The organism is Ketobacter alkanivorans, from assembly GCF_002863865.1.
GTDB lineage: Bacteria > Pseudomonadota > Gammaproteobacteria > Pseudomonadales > Ketobacteraceae > Ketobacter > Ketobacter alkanivorans.
The window spans coordinates 1,360,905-1,381,773 of record NZ_CP022684.1 but is presented as its reverse complement, the minus strand read 5'-3'; the positions used below and the strand labels follow the sequence as shown (position 1 = coordinate 1,381,773).

The following is a 20,869-nucleotide window of genomic DNA, read 5'->3' as shown; positions in this document are numbered from 1 at the left end:
TCATTAGGGGGTAGCAGATTCTTATGTCAGGTGTCGAAGATCAGGCTTTGCGTGCGGAGGTGTCGGTTTCCCGGCGTTGGGTTGTAAAAATTGGCAGTGCTTTGCTGACGAATGACGGTCAGGGCCTGGATCGGGCTGCTATTGCTGGCTGGGTGGAGCAGATTGCTGCTTTGCGTAAGCTGGGTGTCGAAGTGGTGTTGGTGTCTTCCGGCTCCGTTGCAGAAGGCATGGCGCGTTTGGGGTGGAAGCGTCGCCCTAAGGCCATGCATGATCTGCAGGCGGCCGCTGCGGTGGGTCAAATGGGATTGGTGCAGGCATGGGAGCAGGCTTTTCAGGCTCATGGTGTGCACACTGCTCAAGTTCTGGTGACTCACGACGACCTCTCTGATCGTAAGCGCTACCTCAATGCTCGCAGTGCCTTGTTGGCCTTGATTGGTCATGGGGTGGTGCCGGTGGTGAATGAAAACGATACCGTGGTCACTGATGAGATTCGCTTTGGTGACAATGATACCTTGGGTGCGCTGGTGACCAATTTGGTTGAGGCGGATCTGCTGGTAATTCTTACTGATCAGCAGGGTATGTATGATGCTGATCCCCGTTCTAATCCTGATGCGACATTGCTCTCTCATGCTCGTGCTTCAGACCCAGCGCTGGTGTCTATGGCTGGCGGCAGTGGTGGTGCACTGGGCAAAGGGGGAATGGCGACCAAGCTCCGTGCTGCGAAACTGGCGGCGCGTTCTGGTGCCGCCAGCATCATTGTCGGTGGCCGCCTGCCTGAGGTTCTGACGCGGATTCAGCGGGCTGAGTCCGTAGGGACTTTGTTAACAGCAGATGAGTCTCCCATGGCTGCTCGCAAGCAATGGCTGGCAGGGCATCTTCAGATGCGCGGTGTGCTGGTTCTGGATGAGGGTGCGGCCAAAGCGCTGCGTGAAAAAGGCGTCAGCTTGTTGCCGGTGGGTGTGCGCGAAGTGACGGGCAACTTCTCACGAGGGGAGATGGTGTCCTGTGTTGATGCGGACAATCAGCGAATAGCCTGTGGTTTAGTGAATTATTCGGCAGACGAGGCCCGTAAAATCATGGGGCGGAGTACAGATGCTATTGTGTCGGTGCTGGGCTACGCCGATGAGAAAGAGTTGATCCATCGGGATAATATGGTGGTTTTCTAGTGGGTTTGCCTGTGAAATCAGCAGACATAAAAAAACCGGCTTAGAGCCGGTTTTTTTATGTCCACAAAGCGTATTAAGCAGCCAGATCTTTGATCTGTGTGCTCAGGCGGCTCTTATGACGAGCTGCTTTGTTCTTGTGGATAATCCCTTTGGTTACCATGCGATCGATGACAGGCACCGCTTCCAGGTAAGCTTTCTGGGCGTTTTCTTTGTTACCAGTGGCGATTTCGTTAACCACTTTCTTGATATAAGTGCGAACCATGGAGCGCAGACCGGCATTGTGTCTGCGACGCTTTTCAGCCTGGCGTGCACGTTTCTTAGCTGATTTGATGTTAGCCAAGGTCTAGCTCCTTTCTATAATCAGTAAAATTTGCAGAAACTTGAAACGCTAATTGATTTAAGTAACCGGTTTCGAATATTCAGGGCGTTAAAGACTTGAATTCGAGGACGCAAGATTATTCCCACCTAAGGCCTCGCTGTCAAGGATTGAATACTATTTATCTGCGAGGATACGGAATGATGCCCTAATCCGTATAATGGCGGCCTTGGGTGGAGAAGGATTGTACATGAAAAACGAAAAATCAGGGCAGAAACAAAGCGGATTGCTGCGTTCGACCGGGGTTGTCAGCGTATTTACCTTGCTTTCGCGGGTTCTGGGGTTGGTTCGGGACGTGGTGGTGGCTAACCTGTTCGGCGCTGGTGGCGGGGCAGATGCCTTTTTCGTGGCGTTCAAAATCCCTAATTTTTTTCGGCGTTTGTTTGCTGAGGGTGCTTTCTCTCAGGCTTTTGTTCCGGTTTTGTCGGAATACCGCACCCAGCGAGAGCATGCCGAAGTGCGTTTGTTGGTCAGCTATACGGCGGGCTCTCTGGGTGGTTTGTTGTTGGGGGTGACGTTGATGTGCGTGATGTTCGCTCCTGCGGTGACTTTTGTGTTCGCGCCCGGATTTCATGGCATGCCAGAAAAGTTCGGCTTGGCATCCGATATGCTGAGGCTTACGTTTCCGTATTTGTTGCTGATCTCGCTTACCGCGTTGCTGGGCAGTGTGCTGAACAGCTACGGTAAGTTCGCCATGCCTGCGTTTACCCCTGTTTTGCTCAATGTCTGCCTGATTGCGTCGGCTTGCTTGGTGGCTCCGCTTATGGATCCACCGATTATGGCGTTGGCGTGGGGCGTGATGGCGGCAGGTGTTGTGCAGCTGGTGTTCCAGTTGCCGTTCGTCAAGCAAATAGATCTGTTAACCGTGCCGCGCTGGGGTTGGTCTGACCCTGGGGTGAAGCGCATTATGAAGCTGATGCTGCCGGCATTGTTTGGGGTGTCGGTAGCGCAGATTAACTTGCTGCTTGATACGGTACTGGCGTCGTTTCTGGCAGATGGCAGTGTATCCTGGCTTTACTATTCTGATCGACTGATGGAGCTGCCGTTAGGTGTGTTCGGTATTGCCATTGCTACGGTGATTCTACCCAGTCTGTCGCGTAAGCACGCCAGCCAGTCCGGTGAAGCGTTTTCTCAAACTCTGGATTGGGCGGTACGAATGGTGCTGCTGATTGGTTTGCCCGCAGCCTTGGCTCTGATTGTGCTGGCGGCGCCGTTGCTGATGACCCTGTTCCAGTATGGGGAGTTTGCCCCCAGCGATGTGGAGCGTGCCTCCCTGAGCCTTCAGGCCTATGGGTTGGGATTGTTGGGGTTCATGCTGGTCAAGGTGCTGGCCCCCGGTTACTTTGCCCGGCAGGACACCAAAACCCCGGTCAAGGTGGGTATTGTTGCGATGGTGGCCAATATGGTTCTGAATCTTGCTCTGATCCTGCCCTTGGCCCATGTGGGGTTGGCGCTGGCAACTTCCTTGTCGGCGCTGTTGAATGCTGGTCTGCTGTGGCTGGGCTTGCGCCGGGAGGGGATCTACCGGGTACAGCCGGGGTGGTTTCTGTTCGGAGTCAGGCTAACGTTCTCATCATTGATCATGGTTGCTGTTATTGCTTTTTTTAACAAAGACTTAGATCAGTGGCTGTTATGGGGATGGCAGCAGCGCTGCGCTTATCTGGCATTCTTGGTGGCGGCAGGTATCGCTACTTATTTTGGCAGTTTGCTGGTGTCTGGGATGCGGCCTCGGGATATGATTGCCCGGCATAGCGATTAAGAGCGGCAGTTAAGCCTCAAATGCCCGATTTGGTTGGGCCATGCAGTTATATCCCGCGCCCAACTCCGCTATAATGCTCGCCTTTTTGGCGTGATGGCGTAGTTATGGAGTTGATTCGCGGAGTTCACAATTTGCGACCCCACCACCGAGGTTGTGTAGCAACCATCGGAAACTTTGATGGCATCCATCTGGGGCATCGCGCCATCATTCGCCAGCTAGGGGCGAAAGCCAAAGAATTGGGCATTCCATCCACGGTCATGGTGTTTGAACCCCAGCCCCGTGAGTTTTTTGCACCAGAGGATGCGCCGGCACGTCTGATGACCTTCCGTGAAAAGGTGGAGGTTCTGGCGGAGTTGGGGGTGGATCGCACATTGTGTGTCAAGTTCGACAAACGTTTCTGCAGCCAGTCGGCTCGAGAGTTTTGTGACAATATCCTGATTCAGGGTATGGGCATTCGACACCTTGTAGTGGGCGATGACTTTCGTTTTGGTAACGACCGGGCCGGTGACTTCCGCTTCTTACAGCGTATGGGGGCAGAGCATGGCTTCAGCGTGGATCATACCCACACCTTTGAGTGGCACGGGGAACGGGTTAGCAGCACGCGGGTCAGAGAATGTCTGGAGCGCAGTGATTTTGACTCCGCTTCGGTAATGTTGTGTCGATCATTCTTTATGTCCGGGCGTGTTATACATGGCCAAAAACTCGGTCGCACCATTGGCGTGCCCACCGCAAACTTTCTTCCCAAGCGGGTAAGAACCCCGGTGAGTGGTGTGTTTGCCGTAGAGGTACGGGGGCTTGGCCAGGTTCAGCAAGGTGTTGCCAATTTGGGTACCAGGCCCACACTTGGCGGCGAACATGTTGGGTTGGAGGTGCACTTGTTGAATTTCCAGGGCGATCTTTATGGTAAGCACCTACGAGTGATGTTCCGTCACAAAATACGCGATGAGAAAAAATTCGATGGACTGGATGCATTGACCGCAGCCATCCAGCAAGATATTGAAACAGCAAAACAGTTTTTTGCTAAACAGAAATCTAAGGGCAATTGAACTCCATGGCCGATTACAAACCTACACTGAATCTACCGGATACAGCGTTTCCAATGAAAGGCAACCTGGCTCAGCGAGAGCCAGAAATGCTAAAGAAGTGGAATAAAATGGATCTGTACAAGAAAGTACAGGAAACCACAGCCGGGCGACCCCAGTTCATTCTCCATGATGGCCCTCCCTACGCCAATGGCGACATTCATATCGGCCATTCGGTCAATAAGATCCTGAAAGATACCATCATGCGCTCCAAGCGCCTGAGCGGCTTTGATGTGCCTTATGTGCCTGGCTGGGATTGCCATGGTTTGCCGATTGAGCACAACGTGGAAAAGAAAATCGGCAAGGCAGGGGTGAAAGTGCCTTATGCAGAGTTTCGTAAAAAATGCCGTGAATACGCCAAGAAGCAAGTGAATGGCCAGCGCGAAGACTTCATTCGCTTGGGTGTATTGGGCGATTGGCAAAACCCTTACCTCACCATGGATTTCAAAACCGAAGCGGACATCATTCGAGCGCTCGGCCGCATCGCCGAGAACGGCCATTTGGTGAAAGGGTTCAAACCGGTGTACTGGAGTGTGGTGGGTGGCTCAGCGCTGGCGGAAGCCGAAGTTGAATATCAGGAAAAGACCTCCACGCAAGTGGATGTGCGGTTTGCTCCGGTGGATGTTGATGCCGTGGCTAATCAGTTTGGCGTTAACGTTTCAGCTTTGCCGTTGTCTGTGGTGATCTGGACCACAACCCCCTGGACCTTACCGGCTAACCAGGCCGTAGCTCTGAGTCGCGATCTGGAATACAGTCTGGTGAAACTGGATGTTGGTTGTGGTGATGAGATCATCCTGCTTGCCACCGATATGGTGGATGATGTCTGTAAACGTTACGGCGTGGACGCTTATGAGGTGCTGGGCACGACCTTGGGCTCCAGCCTTGAGCACCTGATGCTTAAGCATCCCTTTATCGAACGTGAAGTGCCGCTGGTAATGGGTGATCATGTAACGACAGACGCAGGTACCGGCGCCGTACATATTGCCCCAGATCACGGCCTGGACGACTTCAACGTCGGCCTCAAATACGGTATTAAAACCCTGAACTATGTCAGCGCAGATGGCACTTATGTGGACACTACACCGCAGGTGGCGGGTGAACACGTATACAAAGTTGAGCCAAAAATTCTGCAGCTGTTAGAGGAAAACAATGCCTTACTGAAGCAGGCGAAAATGGTACACAGCTATCCCCATTGTTGGCGTACCAAAACCCCGCTGATCTATCGCGCCACTCCCCAATGGTTTATCAGTATGCATCAGAACGGTTTGTTGGATGCCTGCAAAAAAGCCGCTAACAAAGTTCAATGGCTACCTGAGTGGGGCAAGGCTCGGATTGAGGGAATGCTTGATCAGAGTCCGGATTGGTGTATCTCCCGCCAGCGTACCTGGGGTGTGCCCATCGCGTTGTTTGTGCATAAAGAAACATCTGAGCTGCACCCGAACACGCCAGAGTTGATTGAGGCTGTAGCCAAGCTGGTTGAAGAAAAAGGAATGGATGCCTGGTTTGAGCTGGATCAAGCTGAGTTGCTGGGTGGCGATGCCGGTCAGTATGACAAAGTTACCGATACACTGGATGTCTGGTTTGATTCCGGTGTCACTCATTTCTCTGTGTTAGAGCAGCGTGGAAATCTGCATGTGCCTGCCGATCTTTATCTGGAAGGCTCTGATCAGCATCGTGGTTGGTTCCAGTCTTCACTGAAAACGAGCCTTGCCATTCGCGGCGAAGCGCCGTACAAAACCGTACTGACTCACGGCTTCACCGTGGACGCCCAAGGTAAAAAAATGTCCAAATCTTTGGGCAATGTGGTGTCTCCGCAAACGGTAGTTAAAAGCCTGGGGGCGGACATCATTCGCCTGTGGGTATCTGCCACGGACTACCGTGGGGAAATGACCGTTTCTGACGAAATCCTGAAGCGTACTGCAGATTCCTATCGACGCATTCGGAATACTGCGCGCTTTTTGCTGTCGAACCTGAATGGTTTTGATCCCAAGGCGCACTCTGTGGCACCAGACGATATGTTGGCTCTGGATCGCTGGGCGGTGCATCGCGCTGCCAAACTGCAGCAGGAGATCATTGAGTGTTATGACGAGTATTCGTTCCATTCAATCTATCAGAAGCTGCACAATTACTGCGTGGTTGACCTTGGTGGCTTCTATCTTGATGTAATCAAGGATCGACAGTACACCTGTAAAACCGATAGCGTTGCGCGCCGCTCGGCCCAAACGGCTTTGTATCATATTGTCGAAGCCTTGGTTCGTTGGATTGCCCCGATTCTGTCTTTTACGGCGGATGAATTGTGGCAATATCTGCCGGGTGAGCGCAGTGAATCGGTTCATTTGGAAACCTGGTATCAAGGCTTGTTTGAATTGCCTGCTGGCGAAACCATGAATGCGGATTTTTGGCAAACCGTTCAGGGCGTGAAGAATGCTGTGAACAAACAGCTCGAGGATGCCCGCAAGAACGGCACGGTAGGTGGCAGCCTGGAGGCAGAAGTGGATTTGTCATGCAGCGCTGACCTGAAAGAAGATCTGGATCGATTGGGGAATGAGCTGCGCTTTGCCATGATAACCAGCGCTGTACGTGTTCATCAATGGAATGAAGGCGGAGATATTACAGAGCTTGATGGCTTGCGCGTTGAGGTGAAGAAAAGCGAGCATCCGAAATGTGTGCGTTGCTGGCATTTAAGGGCAGACGTTGGCTCCAACAATAACCATCCCGAACTGTGTTTACGTTGTGTGGATAATGTAGAAGGCGAGGGCGAGGCCCGTAACTTCTGCTGAGGTAGAGATAAGCAGTGAACACCATGACAGAAACCGTAAAAGATAAAACTGGACAAGCTACAGGTATGTTGCAGTGGCTATGGCTAAGCGCTGTAGTGGTCGTTTTGGATCAGATCACCAAGCTTGCTGTGGATGGCAGTTTTGAAAAATATGAGCGTTTAGAGATTTTGCCGTTTTTCAATCTGACCCTTGCGTATAACAAGGGGGCCGCCTTCAGTTTTCTGGCAGGTGCCGGTGGTTGGCAGCGCTGGTTCTTTACTGCAATAGCGGTGGGTGTCAGCGTCATGTTGATCGTCTGGTTGCGCAAGTTACCCAAAACCGATTGGTGGTCGGCGATATCCATTTCAATGATTCTGGGTGGTGCCCTTGGCAACCTTTATGATCGGGTTGTGTACGGGCATGTTATCGACTTTCTGGATTTTCATTGGCAGGGCTCGCATTTCCCAGCTTTCAATGTGGCAGACAGCGCCATTACAGTCGGCGCGGCCATGATGATTTTGGAGATGTTCCGTAATCCAGGAAACGCAAAATGAGCGAACAGCGTATTGGTCCTGGCAAGCGGGTAACCCTGCACTTTTCAGTGCTGCTTATGGACGGCTCGGTGGTGGATACCACCAAGCAAAAAGCGCCAGCCACGTTTACCGTGGGAGACGGCAATTTGTTACCGGGCTTTGAGCAAAGCGTATTTGGCTTGAAGGCGGGAGACAAACGCTCCATTGTGTTAGAGGCGGAAAATGCTTTCGGCCCCCATAATCCGGATAATATTCAAACCATGCGCCGTGGAGCGTTCAGCCGTGATATGGCGCTGGAACCTGGTTTGATCGTGTCATTCGCAGATAAAAGTAAGGCCGAGTTGCCCGGTTTGATCCAGTCGGTAACGGAAGATCAAGTGGTTGTTGATTTCAATCATCCATTGGCCGGTAAGGATTTAACCTTTCAGGTAGAAATCATCAACGTTGTAGATGCCGATTCCCAAGCGGTACAGTTGCAGTAACTCCTTCTAGACAAAGAGGCATTTCATGGAAATCAAAATGGCAAACCCCCGCGGATTCTGTGCTGGTGTTGACCGGGCAATTGCCATCGTTAATCGGGCGTTGGATGTCTTTGGCGCACCGATCTACGTACGCCATGAAGTTGTGCATAATAAATTTGTGGTAGACGGTTTGCGTGAGCGTGGCGCAGTATTTGTCGATGAACTGCATGAAGTCCCTGATGACGCGATCGTGATTTTCAGTGCGCACGGTGTTTCCAAGCAGGTGCAGGGCGAGGCTGCAGACCGGGGCTTGAAGGTATTCGATGCCACTTGCCCCCTGGTTACCAAAGTCCATATGGAAGTCATGAAGTATTCCCGTGATGGTATGGAGTGCGTTCTTATTGGACATGAAGGCCACCCGGAGGTGGAGGGCACCATGGGCCAGTACGATGCCACCTTCGGCGGTGGCATCTATCTGGTGGAAACTGTGGATGATGTAGCCAAACTGAAGGTTAACAACCCCGAGATGCTAGCCTATGTTACACAAACCACGTTATCGGTGGATGACACCTCGGCCATCATTGATGCTCTGCGCCAACACTTTCCTGCGATAGAGGGGCCGCGTAAGGATGATATCTGTTATGCCACTCAAAACCGTCAGGATGCCGTGAAAACGCTGGCACTGGAGACCGATATTGTTTTTGTAGTGGGCTCACCCAACAGTTCTAACTCCAACCGCCTGCGGGAGCTGGCTGAGCGCTGCGGCGCCAGGGCTTTTCTGGTGGATGCTCCTGATCAGCTGCAGAAAGCCTGGTTGGATGGTGTAAAAACCATTGGCGTAACTGCTGGTGCCAGTGCTCCCGAGGAGTTGGTATATCAGGTAGTAAACCAACTGCGGGAATGGGGTGGTGCCGCCCCTGGTGAGTTGGATGGGCGGGAGGAGAACATCGTGTTCTCCATGCCCAAAGAGTTGCGTTAAGCCTGTCTTACGCTATTAACCTCATTAGGTTTTTTTCTTTTGTTATAAGAACTTATCTTTCTTGAATGTCCTGTTATGAGCCTTTCTGGACTACTTCCACCTTAACCTGGAAGTAGTTCACAAAATAACCACTTATAAGCCCATTGATCCCGAAAACCTACCGGTAGTCGCCCTCTCTCTGCAGTTCCAAATCCTCTGCCTATGCTTACTTTGAGCAAAAACCAAACAGGCGGAAGAGCGAAAATGCGTCAACAAGGTTTCACCATAATTGAATTGATGATCACCGTTGCCCTCATCGCAATCATTGCGGGCATCGGTATCCCGTCCTTTAACGACTTGATGGCAAGCAATCGAGTGGTGTCCTCCATTAACGAATTCCATGCTGGCCTGCGGCTAGCGCGAGGTGAGGCAGTAAAGCGTAATGACACAGTGATTTTCTGCGCCAGTGATGATCAGGCTACCTGTTCAGGCGCTTGGGGTGATGGTTGGCTTGTTTTTCATGATGCCGACGGTGATGGCAGTGTTGATGCGGATGAGCTGATTCGAGTCGGCGACGGCGTACACAATGGTTACTCCCTGTCTTTCAGTGGTGGTGGTACCAGCGTTACATTTTTGGCGCGAGGCTTAACGAGTGGTCAAAGCGGTACCTTTAAACTGTGTGACGCTGACGGAGACGCAGGGCTTGCCAGAGGCATTATTCTGCTTTCAACAGGCTCTACTCGGCGTTCGATTGATACAAATGGTTCAGGTATTCATGAAGATAACGGAGGCGCTGACTTCTCATGTTAACGAATAAATCAGTGAATAAATCATTTAAACAAGCAGGCGTAGGGTTAATCGAAGTGCTGGTGGCATTGTTGATCTTGACCATTGGTATTTTGGGCATGGTTGCTCTTCAGACTCGAGCGTTGCAGATCAGCCAGGAGTCAATCTATACCTCCCAGGCACTAATGATGGCCTATGAGATGACCGATCGTATGCGCGCTAATCGGGGTAGCGAAGATGATTACTTGGTTGACTATGGTACGGATGTGAATGCTGGTAATGACTGTACCGCAGGCACGTGCACGCCAACCCAAATGGCGACCTACGATACCAGCGAATGGAAGGGTGCCTTAGCGGCAAACCTACCTTTGGGCGATGGTCAAATTACAGTGGATAACTCAGGTGTACGCCCTTTTTATGTGATTTCAGTGCGTTTCACCGACATGAAAATAGATCGTGCGCTGGAAGGCGGAACCGCCGGTGACAGTCTGCGCGAAGTCCAGGTGAGGACAGAGATATGAGAGCTCTATATCCAGAATCATTTAAACAGAAAGGTTTTAGTATCGTAGAGTTGATGATCGCTATGGTGCTTGGCCTGGTATTGATGGGCGGTGTGATTCAAGTCTTCATATCAACCAAGCAGGCTTATAACCTGAACGAAGAAATGGCATGGGTGCAAGAGAACGCGCGGTTCTCGGTGGGTTTCATGGCGGAAGATCTGCGTATGGCAGGTTATTACGGGTGCGCTTCCAGATCTACTAGTGTGGCTAACGTTCTGAACGATCCAGACTCGAGCTGGGTCAGTGATTTTGGCAAAGGTCTGCATGGGTTTGATGGTGATGATGCGTCGTTTCCAGTTGCGTCGTTTCCACAGCCCGTCACTGCAACTTTACCTAATAGCGTGCCGAAACCTGATGTGTTTACAGTACATAAAGCAGATCTAGATAACTCATTCCAAGTTACAGGGCACAACACGAAGTCTGCTGTTATTGATGTGCAGGGCAACCACCCCTATCCCAACGGCACCATTCTAATAGTAAGCGATTGCCACCACTCAGCCGTGTTTCAGTCAACTGGCAATGGCTCCAACAAAGTCAATCATAATACGGGTGCATCAGCGTCTCCGGGTAACTGTTCGAAAGGCTTGGGAGTGCCAGTGGTGTGCTCGACCTTAGGAAATGGTTATGCCTACAAAGAGGACGCATTCATCATGCGTGCGGTTGGGCATGCCTACTATATAGATACGGCGTCAAACGGTGTCCCATCCCTCTTTCGAGAGAGTCTGGATACAGGTGGATTGACCACTACAGCCGAAGAAATGGTTCAGGGTGTTGAGAACTTGCAGATTCAATATGGCTTGGATACTAACGGAGATTCATTACCAGACCGTTATGTGGATGCCAGTGGCGTAAGCGATGCTCAGTGGGAGTCTGATGTGGTAAGTGCAAGAATCTCTCTTTTGCTGCGCTCTTTAACCGAGATAGCCAGTGAGCCACAGACGTTTTCTTATATGGGTGCAAGCCACACGCCCACTGATAAATATGTTCGTCGGGTGTTTTCCTCCACTGTTAAATTGCGCAACAGGGGTGTTTGAGAAATGAAGCGTGAAAGCGGAAGTGTTCTGTTAATAAGCCTGGTAATGCTGCTCATTCTTACAGTGGTTGGAGTTGCTTCGATCAGCGGTGTATCAATGACCGAAAAGATGACAAACAATCAACGTGATTATGATATTGCGTTCGAGATGGCTGAGGCGGCTCTGGTGCAGGGTGAACGCTGGATAGATGACTATGATGGTGGCTGGAACAATGGGCATCTCCAAAGCAGTTGTACGGGCTCCACATGCTGGACGCAAAACTGTACAAACGGCCTGTGTTTTCGTGGCAGTTACCCTGCAGGGTCTAGCGCACTTTGCGAAGTGGATACTTCCGGTACCCCAGTATGGAATAACGAATCGATCTGGAATTCAAATTCTGCGACCTATTCTGAGTCGGTAGCGGCAGTTGCCCCCCCGAAATATCTTATAGAGTTTCTTTGTTATACCCCGCGGGATCCTACCAGTTATACAGAGCCGCCAGATTATACAAGTTGGGTGCGGATATACAGGGTGACAGCTTTAGCTTACGGCTCCCATCCTGAAACACGAATTATGTTGCAGTCTACCTACCGGGTTGATTGATTTAAATTGGAGAAGGTTATGAAAAAACTAATTACAAAGCACATGGGTATGGCAGTTTGGTTGCTTATATGTTGCTCTGTCTGCGCTTCTCTACCTGTACGGGCAGCAATAGATGAATTCAACGGGCCGACCGAGGAACAGATGCGTGTTGATGAGGTTAAAAACGAAGTGGTTTTGTACCAGCGTATTGATCAAAGAAGATTAAGCACGGCATCGGGTATTGTTGATGTCCCCCCTTTGGTGACGTTAATTGATGAACGCCCGCCAGAAGAATGGTACGTGAAGAAAGATGCCAAGGTTGTGTTCTATTACACAAACGATCTAGAGCTAGTCCGAGTGCTAATTTCCGAATAACACGCCAAGCATTACCGAGCGGGTGAACGCAATGAAAATGAATACAGAAACCAAATTAAAGATGGAAATACAGGCGAGATCCGGTGCCAGTCATGCAACAAAATCAGGCATGACGAGAGGTGCTGTATTGATAAGAATGCTGGTTTCTGCAGTTCTCTGCACGAGCTGGGCTCAGGTGAAAGCGGATGGGTTGGCGTCGGATTATGATTCTCTGCCTCCATTGATCAGCACTGCAGGTGCAAATGATCGGCCTAATGTTCTACTGATGCTGGATACCTCGGGCAGTATGGATTATGACACCACCGATGAAGACGATGATGGCGAATTCGATTATGTCGGGCCAAACCATAAAACCTCCCGTACGGTGATGGCTCGACAGGCTATCGGAACATTGCTTGATCGGTTTGGTGAGACGGTTCGAATGGGATTAATGGCTTTTGAGCCGGCCCCAAGCTTTGATTATGAGAGATCAGGCACAAGCCCTGGGCAATATTGGGCTGGGCGTAACTTGGGAACGCTGAGCAATTATGCGATTAATCTTGGCTACCTTTACATTCCTATTGGTAGTGTTAACCCTAACGATTCCAGTGCATCAACCGTTGCTCGAATCAACGAATTTAGAAATCGTTTGGGTTTGGATATAGTCAGCCAGCCAGCTCCAACCAGCGGCTATTACAATCTATTTACCCTAGATAACACTTATTACACGTCTAGTACTGACTACGCTAACGATCGACTGGTCAGTAATGGTGGTACGCCAATTGCCGGTACTTTTAGGTCAGCATTACAGTACAAAAATGGCTCTTTAAGCTCCAGTTTATACCACCCAGATATCAGCAGTGCTGACTCAGCTTGGCCAACTGATAATATCTGTGATGAGCAGGATTACGCAATTCTCATTACAGATGGTTTGCCCTCCGTTAATATCGCGGGTGCCGCTGGCAATGAGCGCGTCGATGAATTTATGCCGGAAGTTGAAGTGCAGGCTCGTGCTCTGCGGGCTGCGGGTGTGCAGACTTATGTGATTGGGTTTGCTATTGCCAGCGGAACTGAATATCTGGAGCGGATGGCCGTTGCAGGCGGTACAGATCAGGCCTATTTTGCCGATGATGTATCACAGTTGACTGCGGTTCTGGACAATATCTTTATTGATATTATTAATAGAACATCATCTGGTACCGGTGCAGCAGTTGTGGCAAACCGCGGTAATGGATTGTCTGCCGACTTCCAGGCCCTATATACGCCTGAAAAGACTTATGGTGGCCGCACAGTTAAATGGGTTGGGACTCTACAGGGCTTCTTTATAGATGAAAACCGGCTTCTGCGGGAAGATACTAACCAGGATGGCTTGCTTGGATCTTACACAGTTGATCGCATCATTGACTTCGTCTACGACTCAGATAGTAAAACCACTACAGTAGATCGAATGATCAGTACCAGCGCTACGGATCCGACGCAGATCGATACGGGGGCAACGATCACTTCTGCAATTGAAGATATCGCCTCTATATGGAGCGCTCGAAACCAATTGGCAGCTATAAACGATGTGCTCTTTCAGCGACCCTATTCGTCCCCTGCCAACACTGGGCGGCGCATATACACAACCACTGATGGGCAGACTTTACTGAACTTTATGCAAATAGATCCTGATGATCTCAATGCGTTAGAACAGGATGAAGATACCCTGCGTGACAACATATCTACGCTTGAAGATGAGATTTATGGTGGTGATTCCAACCCCACTGATTTTGATTTGAATGACTTGCAGACAGAACTGGATAACACAAACAACTTGATTTTGCTGACCGATGATCTTGATGGCATTGGCGAAGGTGATTTACTTGATGCGGCGCTGGCGGTACAACAGGAAATAGAATCGGTTCGTGCCGCAACAGAGGCTGATATCGCTACCCAGCGAGCATTGCGTGACAGTGCGCTTACAACAGAAGCAGAAGAGCGAGCGGATTTGACGCAAGCACAGAGTGATCTTGCAGCGCAGCAAAGTGAGTTGGACGCAGCTCAAGCGAGTCTTGATCAGGCGGAGCTTGATCAAACGGCTGCAAATCAAGCTTTGGCTGATGCTGTGGCGGCATTAGCCCAAGCAGAGAGTGACCGCGATGCAGCACAGCAAGCGCTGACGGACTCTCAGGCAGCACAAGCTACAGCTCAGTCCGAGCGTGACACGGCAGCTGCTGCTGTTACAACTGCTGAGGGTGATGTGGCTACTGAACAATCGGATTTCGATACAGCAGAGGCCAACCGGGATACTGCTAGTTCCGATCTAAATCAAGCAAACGACGATTATTCTGCTGCCCTGAGTGATCGGGATGACGCACAGTCTGCTTATGACTCTGCGGTTACGTCAGCCGGGGAAGCTAAATCTGAAGCTGATGCGGCTGCATCAGATTTAGCGCAAGCAAATGCTGATCTTACCACTGCACAGGATGCCTTGGCTGATGCCCAGGCGACCTATCCTCCCATGCACCCGGCAATAGCTGCTGCTGAAGCTGATGTGGCCGCAGCACAAAGTGCATATGATGTTGCGGATGATGCGTACAATACTGAATATCAGGAGTTTCAGGATGCCCTCGATACCGTTGATACGCGTGACAATGAGCGTACCGCTGCACAGGGCGCTTTGAACACTGCGACAACGAACCGATCGGCTGCTCAGAGTACATATGCACAGGCTGTGTCTGACTATAACTCCGCACAATCAGATCTGAGTGCTGCCCAAGGTGTGTTAACTGCGGCGCAATCAGATTTGGCTTCGAAAGAAACCACTCTTACTGATGCTAACGCCGATGCAGCTACCAAGGCGAGTGAACTGACGGCTGCCCAAACCGCCGTAACAGAGGCTGCTGCTGATCGTGCTGCCGCTACAACTGCCCGAGATACTGCTGATACCGTTGTGGCGGATGCAACTGCAGCCAGAGATGCAGAGCAAGCCGATGTGACCGCTGCCACTCAGGTGGTTGCTGATGCACAGAGCGACTATGATGCCGCCACTGCAGCTCGAGAGCTAGTTGATGATGACTTATCTTATCTGAATGGTTTGGTCGATAAACTTGACGCTGCCGCTGCATGGACCGATCAGCTGCTGGCTGCTGCAGACCGGTTGCGAGAACTGCTAGGTTATTTGAGTTCACTAGGTAATGCTGATGCAGCTGCACGCTCAGATCTTTTGGCCCAGATAGATGCAATCTTTAACGAGTTGCAGACGTTAATTGCGGGTCAGCCTGATCTGGGTATTAATGCAGGCCTTGGCATCAATACCGAACTCACTAATCTGCAGTCGTTACTGGATTCATTGAATACAGAAATTGTCAATGTTGCGGTTTTGGTTGATGATCAGAACGCAGCGGATCCTCTTGATTCGATTGCAGAGATTGTTGCGGACATTGATAGCAAGATGACCCAGAAGGAGGCGTACGAGGCAGCGCTGAATGAAGTCAATAGTCAGATCAATTCCCAGAGTTATATTCAGTATATGGATGACAATATCAGTGGCCAGGTTGGCGATACGGATCTGACCTATGCTCAGCGCAGCGACATCGTAGGCTGGATTCGTGGTGAAGAGATTACAGGGCTACGTAATCGCACAATTGATTACGATGAGGATGGAGACGAAGAAGTATGGCGCTTGGCCGACATTGTTAACTCCACGCCAGTTGTGGTCGGCCGCCCAACAGGTTTGTACTACAGCCGCTACGGCGATACCACCTACCGTAATTATCTAAATGCCAAATTTAATCGTCGACAGGTTGTGTATGCTGGCAGTAACGACGGTATGTTGCATGCGTTTAACAGCGGGTTTTGGGATGACAGCCAGAAAGGCTATGTGACTCAACTTAGTGGAGATACTTCAGTGGCTCATCCTCTTGGAACGGAGCTATGGGCCTTTATTCCAAAAGCGGCACTACCCCATTTACAATTTGTGGCGAATACAAACTATGCCCACATGGCGCTGGTTGATGGCGCCCCACAGACATTCGATGTCAATATATTCCCCAATGACGCGGATCACCCCAACGGCTGGGGCACAATACTTGTCGTTAATATGCGTCTGGGCGGTGGTCCATTTACTGTCCGAGTGGATGATGATGGCGATGGTACAGATGAAGACGTCGTTATACGCCCCAGCGTGTTCATATTTGATGTAACCAATCCAGAAGTGGAGCCAACCTTGATTGCGGAGATTAGCCATCCTGAAATAGGTTACACGTTTGGTAAAGCCGCTCTGATAAAAAACCGGGTAGCTTCGGCCACATCAGGTTCCTGGAGCGATCCTGCTGTTAATGAGTGGATGCTGGTGTTCGGATCTGGGCCAACTGAGCTGGATACAGCAACCAGCACCCAGCAAGCGCGCCTATATGCTTATGACCTTAAGGAGAAGGAATGGGCATCGGATTGGTCGGCTGAGCCCATGGTGCTGAACCTTGAGAGCAATGCGTTTACAGGTGATGCTACTTCAGAAGACTGGGATCGAGACTACGTCGATGATGCAGTCTACTTCGGCCTGAACACAGGTACCGCCGCCGCAACGGACGGTCGAGTTGCTCGCCTTAGATTGCGCAGTGATCAAGGCGCAGGCAGTTGGTTGTCGGCCGCTAGTATTGGGACGTTGGTTGATGTGCAGCGCAGTGTCATTGGTAGTCCTTTAACCAAGGCTGATATATATGGGCGTCGCTGGGTGTATTTTGGTACTGGACGTGTTTTGGTGGGTTCAGATAATGCCAATAGTCAACAACAGTATTTTTACGGTGTTAAGGAGCCTATTAATACTGACTATGACCTGACCTATGGAGCAGTGAGCACAGGCACATTACTGGATATCAGTAATATCAGGGTGTTTACTAATCCAGACTCAATTGAAAATGGTCCGTCTGGTGTTGATACACCTGCTGAGTTGATTGCGTACATGAACGAGAACAACGAAGGATGGGTTCGCTCGTTAACGGATTCTGGTACTGTGCCAAGTGGACGTTCTGATACGAGCCCCATTACTTATTTGGAGTCAGTGACATTTTCTGAATACATTCCTAGCGATGATCAATGTAATCCAGAGGGTGAGTCTTATGTGTGGAGCATCGATTACGTAACCGGTGTTGCATCTAAAGAGTACTACTTGGATTCAACCGTGATCAACGAAACAACCGGGTTGACCGAAATACTTGCCAGTACCTTGGTGGGGGATGGTAAGGCCGGTGAGCTGACTACATTGCCTGATGGAAACCTTGTTATGCATGACTCTACAGGGCGAGTGATTATTATCGATGCTACAAAAGGTAATGTATCGCTTCGTAGGCAGTCATGGCGTCAGATCTTTAACATCGGATTTTAATATAAGGTGAGCAAAGGTATGAAAAGTGTAAAAGGGTTCAGTTTGGTTGAGCTAATGATAGTGATCGCTATTATCGGGATCATCGCTGCGATAGCTTATCCATCTTATGTGGATTCAGTTCAAAAGTCGCGACGCGCGGATGGTCGTGCAGCATTACAGGAGGCTGCGGCTCGACAGGAGCGGTTTTATACAGAGGCAAATACCTATACCGGAGATCTAACTAGGCTGGTCACTAATGCAGACGGGAGCAGTTCACCTGAAGGGTATTATGATATATCCGTTGCTTTGAGCTGTGATCGTACCGTAGGTGGCACGACTTATTACTCCTGCTTTGCGTTGACTGCTACAGCGCAGGGGCTTCAGTCCGATGATTCAGAGTGTGTAACGATTACTCTGAATCATGCCGGAGTAAAAGGTTCAACTCCGGCAGGTGGTGTTTGCTGGTAACACGACTGCATGTTCTGAATACGCAGCAGCATGAAAAGCAAGACAGCCGTCATTCCCCCAAGAGTGACGGCTGTCTCATTTGTCTAGCTTGGTCATCGAACCTATCTATATTATGCTATGCGCACTTCCTTCAACGAATGGGCGCGTGGTGTATCGATGGCATATTCAAAACGAGCCGCGTTTTCCGGCTTTACCCTTATGGAGCTATTAATCGTGGTGGCGATAGTCGCCATCCTTGCTGTATTTGCTTACCCTTCATATTCCGATCATGTACGAAAGGCGGCACGAAAAGCAGCTGCAGGGAAAGTACTTGAGATAGCCGGCCGTTTAGAGCAATACCGAACCCAGCGATTTGCCTACCCCTCTTCAGCAGCGGATTTGGCTGGTTTTGCTGAAACAGAAATCAAATATGAATATGAGGTTACCGCTGTTAGCACGGATGGTGATGTTAGCGGATATACAATAACGGCGACGCCGGTTACTACATCGGATCAAGTCAACGATGAATGCGGCACGCTTTCTTATGCCAATGACGGTGCCTGGACTTTTGGCAACAGCCTTACTGAGCAAGAGTGCCTTTAGTCTAAAAAACGACCAATTCAAATCTGTTTAGTGGTTGAATCCAACCGTTCGTCGACTTTGTGTGGGAAGGGCCAAAGCGCCTGATACCATCCGGCTTAATAAAATAATAGTAGGATCAATGTTGTCGGGGGACAGCATGCAATATAGGAATGCAAGCCGCTTATTAAGCAATCAGTCCGGGGTGACCCTCATCGAGGTTCTTGTTGCCCTGCTCGTGTTCGGGGTTGGTGTTGTGGGCTTTGCTGCGTTGCAACTCAAATCTGTGATAAAAGTAGAAGAAACATACAGTCGCAGCCAGGCCATGTCCATTGCTCAGGATTTAATTGAAAGGGCTGGAGCCAATAATACCATTGAAGCACTGGAGCACTACCTCAGGGCGACCTCGTGGTCTGCAGCGCTGAATGATCCAGGATCTTGCGTTATCACCGCAGCAGTCCCCGGCGCAGGTGACGGTTGCAGCTCTCTTTTGATGGCTCAATACGATGTATTTCAGGTTCGTTCTAATCTCACCAATCTACTGACTAATGGAAAAATTGGCATCGTTAGGTGCGAGGAGATCTATTGTGTGACGGTCGCGTGGGCTGATACGCAACTGGATGATTGTGATGAGTCGGCTTTTGAGGGCGGTCAGCGGCAGTCTAATGCCCACTGCGTCCAGATCCCGTTCCACCTTCAGGAGCAGATATGATTAAGCAAAAGGGGCTTTCCCTGGTTGAGTTGATGATTGCCCTGCTTTTGGGGAGTGTCTTGACTATTGCCGCTACCCAATTGTTTTTGGTCAATAATCAAACCTCGAATCTGCAGCTCGGTATTGCCGGCGTGCAGGAAAACGGCCGTTTCGCTTTTGATTATCTGAGTCGATCCCTGATGTCGGCAGGTTACAGTGCCAACGAGCCCATTGTGCCCTTCATTCTGGACGGTAACCAATTCAATTCGACCACGCCCGCTAATGCGGAAATTGGTGATGGCGTTAAATATGACAGTATTGCGTTCGAGGTATCTGAGGGAAAAGACTGCCTGGGAAATGCCTTGACTGGCTATAAGCGCTTTCACGTGCTGGCAGACAGTGATGGCAAACGCCTAATTTGCACATCGTATGAATTCAGCCAAGTAGAAAATGAAGAGGGCGAGGTTGTAGGTGGCTGGAGCGCAGATGACAGTGGCCCACTGTTTGATAATGTTGAAGCGTTTCAGGTGCTGTACGGTCTGGATTTTGATGGTACTGAAGATGCCGGGTATGGCTTTGCGGATATTTATACAAATGCTACACGAACCAAGGCTTTGTTGTCAGATTTGACGCAAAGGCGAGTACGCATAGTTAGTGTGCGCTTTTCAGTGTTGTTGGCAAGTGATGAGGCGATTACACTGCAAGAAGATTATGCCCCCGATTCTATTTCGGTCTTGGATCAAACTTATACTCAGGGCGATGGTAGTGTTGGTACCGATATTAATTTTGAAGATCGGCGTCTTTACCGAACCTACGGTTCTACCGTTTCCCTGCGCAATTTAGTGAGTGGAATATGAAACAACATAAATCGGAGCGTGGAGCCGCGTTGTTGATGGCGCTCATTATTCTACTAATGATTACGCTGGTGGGCGTTTCGGCTCTTAAATCGGGAATGTTTCACGAACGAATGGCATTTAATGCGCAAGCGGAAGAGTTAACCTTTCAGAGCGCGGAGTCAGCCATAAATGCAGTGATCTCGGAAGGTAGATCCAACGGTAGTGTATTAACTCAAATGTTGGAACCCGGCGCTGCAGCGATTACGCATTGTTTGTCGCGAGCATCAGGGTTGGTCGAAGGTGGCTGCGATGGTGACGATACTATTGATGCCCGAGAGAGTATCCAGTCCAACGCTTCTTCTCACTTTGATGCAAAAAAGCCGTTAACGAACTCAGATGCAGATTATTTTATGGACTATCAATTTGCCACTGAAGGGAGCGGATCCTTTATCCAATCTTCAATGCCTTTTCGTACAACCAATTATCAGGAGTGGCGCAAAATTGGCCCAAGCTCAGGGCAATTCTCGGATGATCAGGGGTTGCTTGGGTATGGTAACGATGCGCCCTAAGGCGAAAAATAAGG

General features: G+C 50.2%; 19 protein-coding genes. 18 read left to right on the top strand and 1 reads right to left on the bottom strand.

Annotated features, from left to right (window positions below; translation table 11 throughout):
* The first annotated feature begins 23 nt into the window (after positions 1-23).
* Positions 24-1,166: a glutamate 5-kinase gene (gene proB, locus Kalk_RS05840; RefSeq protein ID WP_233716822.1), complete on the top strand. Its 1,143-nt coding sequence runs from the start codon at positions 24-26 to the stop codon at positions 1,164-1,166.
* Positions 1,167-1,239: 73 nt separating this feature from the next.
* Here the strand turns inward: proB and rpsT are convergent, their stop codons facing one another.
* The gene (gene rpsT, locus Kalk_RS05835; protein ID WP_101893308.1) at positions 1,240-1,506 is read right to left on the bottom strand and encodes a 30S ribosomal protein S20; all 267 of its coding nucleotides are present in this window, start codon (positions 1,504-1,506) and stop codon (positions 1,240-1,242) included.
* A 226-nt stretch (positions 1,507-1,732) separates the two neighbouring features.
* On the opposite strand from rpsT, the gene murJ reads away from it, so the two are divergent.
* From murJ to Kalk_RS05750, 17 genes are all read left to right on the top strand, one after another.
* Positions 1,733-3,301, top strand: coding sequence for a murein biosynthesis integral membrane protein MurJ (gene murJ / locus Kalk_RS05830; RefSeq protein WP_101896225.1), 1,569 nt, complete (start codon positions 1,733-1,735; stop codon positions 3,299-3,301).
* Between the two features lie 104 nt (positions 3,302-3,405).
* Positions 3,406-4,347: a bifunctional riboflavin kinase/FAD synthetase gene (ribF, locus tag Kalk_RS05825; RefSeq protein ID WP_101893307.1), complete on the top strand. Its 942-nt coding sequence runs from the start codon at positions 3,406-3,408 to the stop codon at positions 4,345-4,347.
* A gap of 5 nt (positions 4,348-4,352) precedes the next feature.
* Entirely contained in the window at positions 4,353-7,163 is a 2,811-nt protein-coding gene (gene ileS / locus Kalk_RS05820) for an isoleucine--tRNA ligase (protein ID WP_101893306.1), read from the top strand.
* A gap of 23 nt (positions 7,164-7,186) precedes the next feature.
* On the top strand, positions 7,187-7,696 hold the full coding sequence (lspA, locus tag Kalk_RS05815) for a signal peptidase II (protein ID WP_101893305.1): 510 nt from the start codon (positions 7,187-7,189) through the stop codon (positions 7,694-7,696).
* Positions 7,693-8,157 (top strand): FKBP-type peptidyl-prolyl cis-trans isomerase, encoded by a 465-nt coding sequence (gene fkpB / locus Kalk_RS05810; RefSeq protein WP_101893304.1) that lies wholly within the window; start codon positions 7,693-7,695, stop codon positions 8,155-8,157. Before lspA ends, fkpB begins: the two co-directional genes overlap by 4 nt.
* 25 nt (positions 8,158-8,182) lie before the next feature.
* Positions 8,183-9,115, top strand: a complete 933-nt coding sequence (ispH, locus tag Kalk_RS05805) for a 4-hydroxy-3-methylbut-2-enyl diphosphate reductase (protein WP_101893303.1) — start codon at positions 8,183-8,185, stop codon at positions 9,113-9,115.
* 243 nt (positions 9,116-9,358) lie between these two features.
* On the top strand, positions 9,359-9,904 hold the full coding sequence (locus Kalk_RS05800; protein ID WP_158643330.1) for a GspH/FimT family pseudopilin: 546 nt from the start codon (positions 9,359-9,361) through the stop codon (positions 9,902-9,904).
* Positions 9,905-9,915: 11 nt separating this feature from the next.
* Positions 9,916-10,401: a type IV pilus modification protein PilV gene (pilV, locus tag Kalk_RS05795; RefSeq protein ID WP_158643329.1), complete on the top strand. Its 486-nt coding sequence runs from the start codon at positions 9,916-9,918 to the stop codon at positions 10,399-10,401.
* Complete coding sequence (locus tag Kalk_RS05790; protein ID WP_101893300.1) at positions 10,398-11,474, top strand: PilW family protein; 1,077 nt, start codon at positions 10,398-10,400, stop codon at positions 11,472-11,474. The genes pilV (Kalk_RS05795) and Kalk_RS05790 overlap by 4 nt, the downstream gene beginning before the upstream one ends.
* A 3-nt stretch (positions 11,475-11,477) precedes the next feature.
* Positions 11,478-12,056: a pilus assembly PilX family protein gene (locus Kalk_RS05785; RefSeq protein ID WP_101893299.1), complete on the top strand. Its 579-nt coding sequence runs from the start codon at positions 11,478-11,480 to the stop codon at positions 12,054-12,056.
* An 18-nt stretch (positions 12,057-12,074) separates the two neighbouring features.
* Positions 12,075-12,410 carry a hypothetical protein gene (locus Kalk_RS05780; RefSeq protein WP_101893298.1) on the top strand — a complete coding sequence of 112 codons (336 nt, stop codon included), beginning with the start codon at positions 12,075-12,077 and terminating at the stop codon, positions 12,408-12,410.
* Between the two features lie 31 nt (positions 12,411-12,441).
* Positions 12,442-17,754 carry a hypothetical protein gene (locus Kalk_RS05775; protein ID WP_101893297.1) on the top strand — a complete coding sequence of 1,771 codons (5,313 nt, stop codon included), beginning with the start codon at positions 12,442-12,444 and terminating at the stop codon, positions 17,752-17,754.
* Between the two features lie 18 nt (positions 17,755-17,772).
* Positions 17,773-18,201 (top strand): type IV pilin protein, encoded by a 429-nt coding sequence (locus Kalk_RS05770; protein ID WP_101893296.1) that lies wholly within the window; start codon positions 17,773-17,775, stop codon positions 18,199-18,201.
* Positions 18,202-18,357: 156 nt separating this feature from the next.
* The gene (locus Kalk_RS21475; RefSeq protein WP_158643328.1) at positions 18,358-18,783 is read left to right on the top strand and encodes a type IV pilin protein; all 426 of its coding nucleotides are present in this window, start codon (positions 18,358-18,360) and stop codon (positions 18,781-18,783) included.
* Positions 18,784-18,919: 136 nt separating this feature from the next.
* Positions 18,920-19,471, top strand: coding sequence for a type IV pilus modification protein PilV (gene pilV / locus Kalk_RS05760; protein ID WP_158643327.1), 552 nt, complete (start codon positions 18,920-18,922; stop codon positions 19,469-19,471).
* Complete coding sequence (locus Kalk_RS05755) at positions 19,468-20,307, top strand: PilW family protein (RefSeq protein WP_101893293.1); 840 nt, start codon at positions 19,468-19,470, stop codon at positions 20,305-20,307. The genes pilV (Kalk_RS05760) and Kalk_RS05755 overlap by 4 nt, the downstream gene beginning before the upstream one ends.
* Positions 20,304-20,855: a PilX N-terminal domain-containing pilus assembly protein gene (locus tag Kalk_RS05750; protein ID WP_101893292.1), complete on the top strand. Its 552-nt coding sequence runs from the start codon at positions 20,304-20,306 to the stop codon at positions 20,853-20,855. The genes Kalk_RS05755 and Kalk_RS05750 overlap by 4 nt, the downstream gene beginning before the upstream one ends.
* The last annotated feature ends 14 nt before the right edge of the window (positions 20,856-20,869 follow it).

Excerpts from the sequence above, each read along its gene's own strand:
- Kalk_RS05750 (WP_101893292.1), top strand. The coding sequence starts at position 20,304 with ATGAAACAACATAAATCGGAGCGTGGAGCCGCGTTGTTGATGGCGCTC.
- Kalk_RS05780 (WP_101893298.1), top strand. The coding sequence starts at position 12,075 with ATGAAAAAACTAATTACAAAGCACATGGGTATGGCAGTTTGGTTGCTT.
- Kalk_RS05785 (WP_101893299.1), top strand. The coding sequence starts at position 11,478 with ATGAAGCGTGAAAGCGGAAGTGTTCTGTTAATAAGCCTGGTAATGCTG.
- ileS (WP_101893306.1), top strand. The coding sequence starts at position 4,353 with ATGGCCGATTACAAACCTACACTGAATCTACCGGATACAGCGTTTCCA.
- pilV (WP_158643327.1), top strand. The coding sequence starts at position 18,920 with ATGCAATATAGGAATGCAAGCCGCTTATTAAGCAATCAGTCCGGGGTG.
- Kalk_RS05800 (WP_158643330.1), top strand. The coding sequence starts at position 9,359 with ATGCGTCAACAAGGTTTCACCATAATTGAATTGATGATCACCGTTGCC.
- Kalk_RS05775 (WP_101893297.1), top strand. The coding sequence starts at position 12,442 with ATGAAAATGAATACAGAAACCAAATTAAAGATGGAAATACAGGCGAGA.
- lspA (WP_101893305.1), top strand. The coding sequence starts at position 7,187 with ATGACAGAAACCGTAAAAGATAAAACTGGACAAGCTACAGGTATGTTG.
- Kalk_RS05790 (WP_101893300.1), top strand. The coding sequence starts at position 10,398 with ATGAGAGCTCTATATCCAGAATCATTTAAACAGAAAGGTTTTAGTATC.
- Kalk_RS21475 (WP_158643328.1), top strand. The coding sequence starts at position 18,358 with ATGGCATATTCAAAACGAGCCGCGTTTTCCGGCTTTACCCTTATGGAG.
- ispH (WP_101893303.1), top strand. The coding sequence starts at position 8,183 with ATGGAAATCAAAATGGCAAACCCCCGCGGATTCTGTGCTGGTGTTGAC.
- Kalk_RS05770 (WP_101893296.1), top strand. The coding sequence starts at position 17,773 with ATGAAAAGTGTAAAAGGGTTCAGTTTGGTTGAGCTAATGATAGTGATC.
- fkpB (WP_101893304.1), top strand. The coding sequence starts at position 7,693 with ATGAGCGAACAGCGTATTGGTCCTGGCAAGCGGGTAACCCTGCACTTT.
- Kalk_RS05755 (WP_101893293.1), top strand. The coding sequence starts at position 19,468 with ATGATTAAGCAAAAGGGGCTTTCCCTGGTTGAGTTGATGATTGCCCTG.
- ribF (WP_101893307.1), top strand. The coding sequence starts at position 3,406 with ATGGAGTTGATTCGCGGAGTTCACAATTTGCGACCCCACCACCGAGGT.
- proB (WP_233716822.1), top strand. The coding sequence starts at position 24 with ATGTCAGGTGTCGAAGATCAGGCTTTGCGTGCGGAGGTGTCGGTTTCC.
- murJ (WP_101896225.1), top strand. The coding sequence starts at position 1,733 with ATGAAAAACGAAAAATCAGGGCAGAAACAAAGCGGATTGCTGCGTTCG.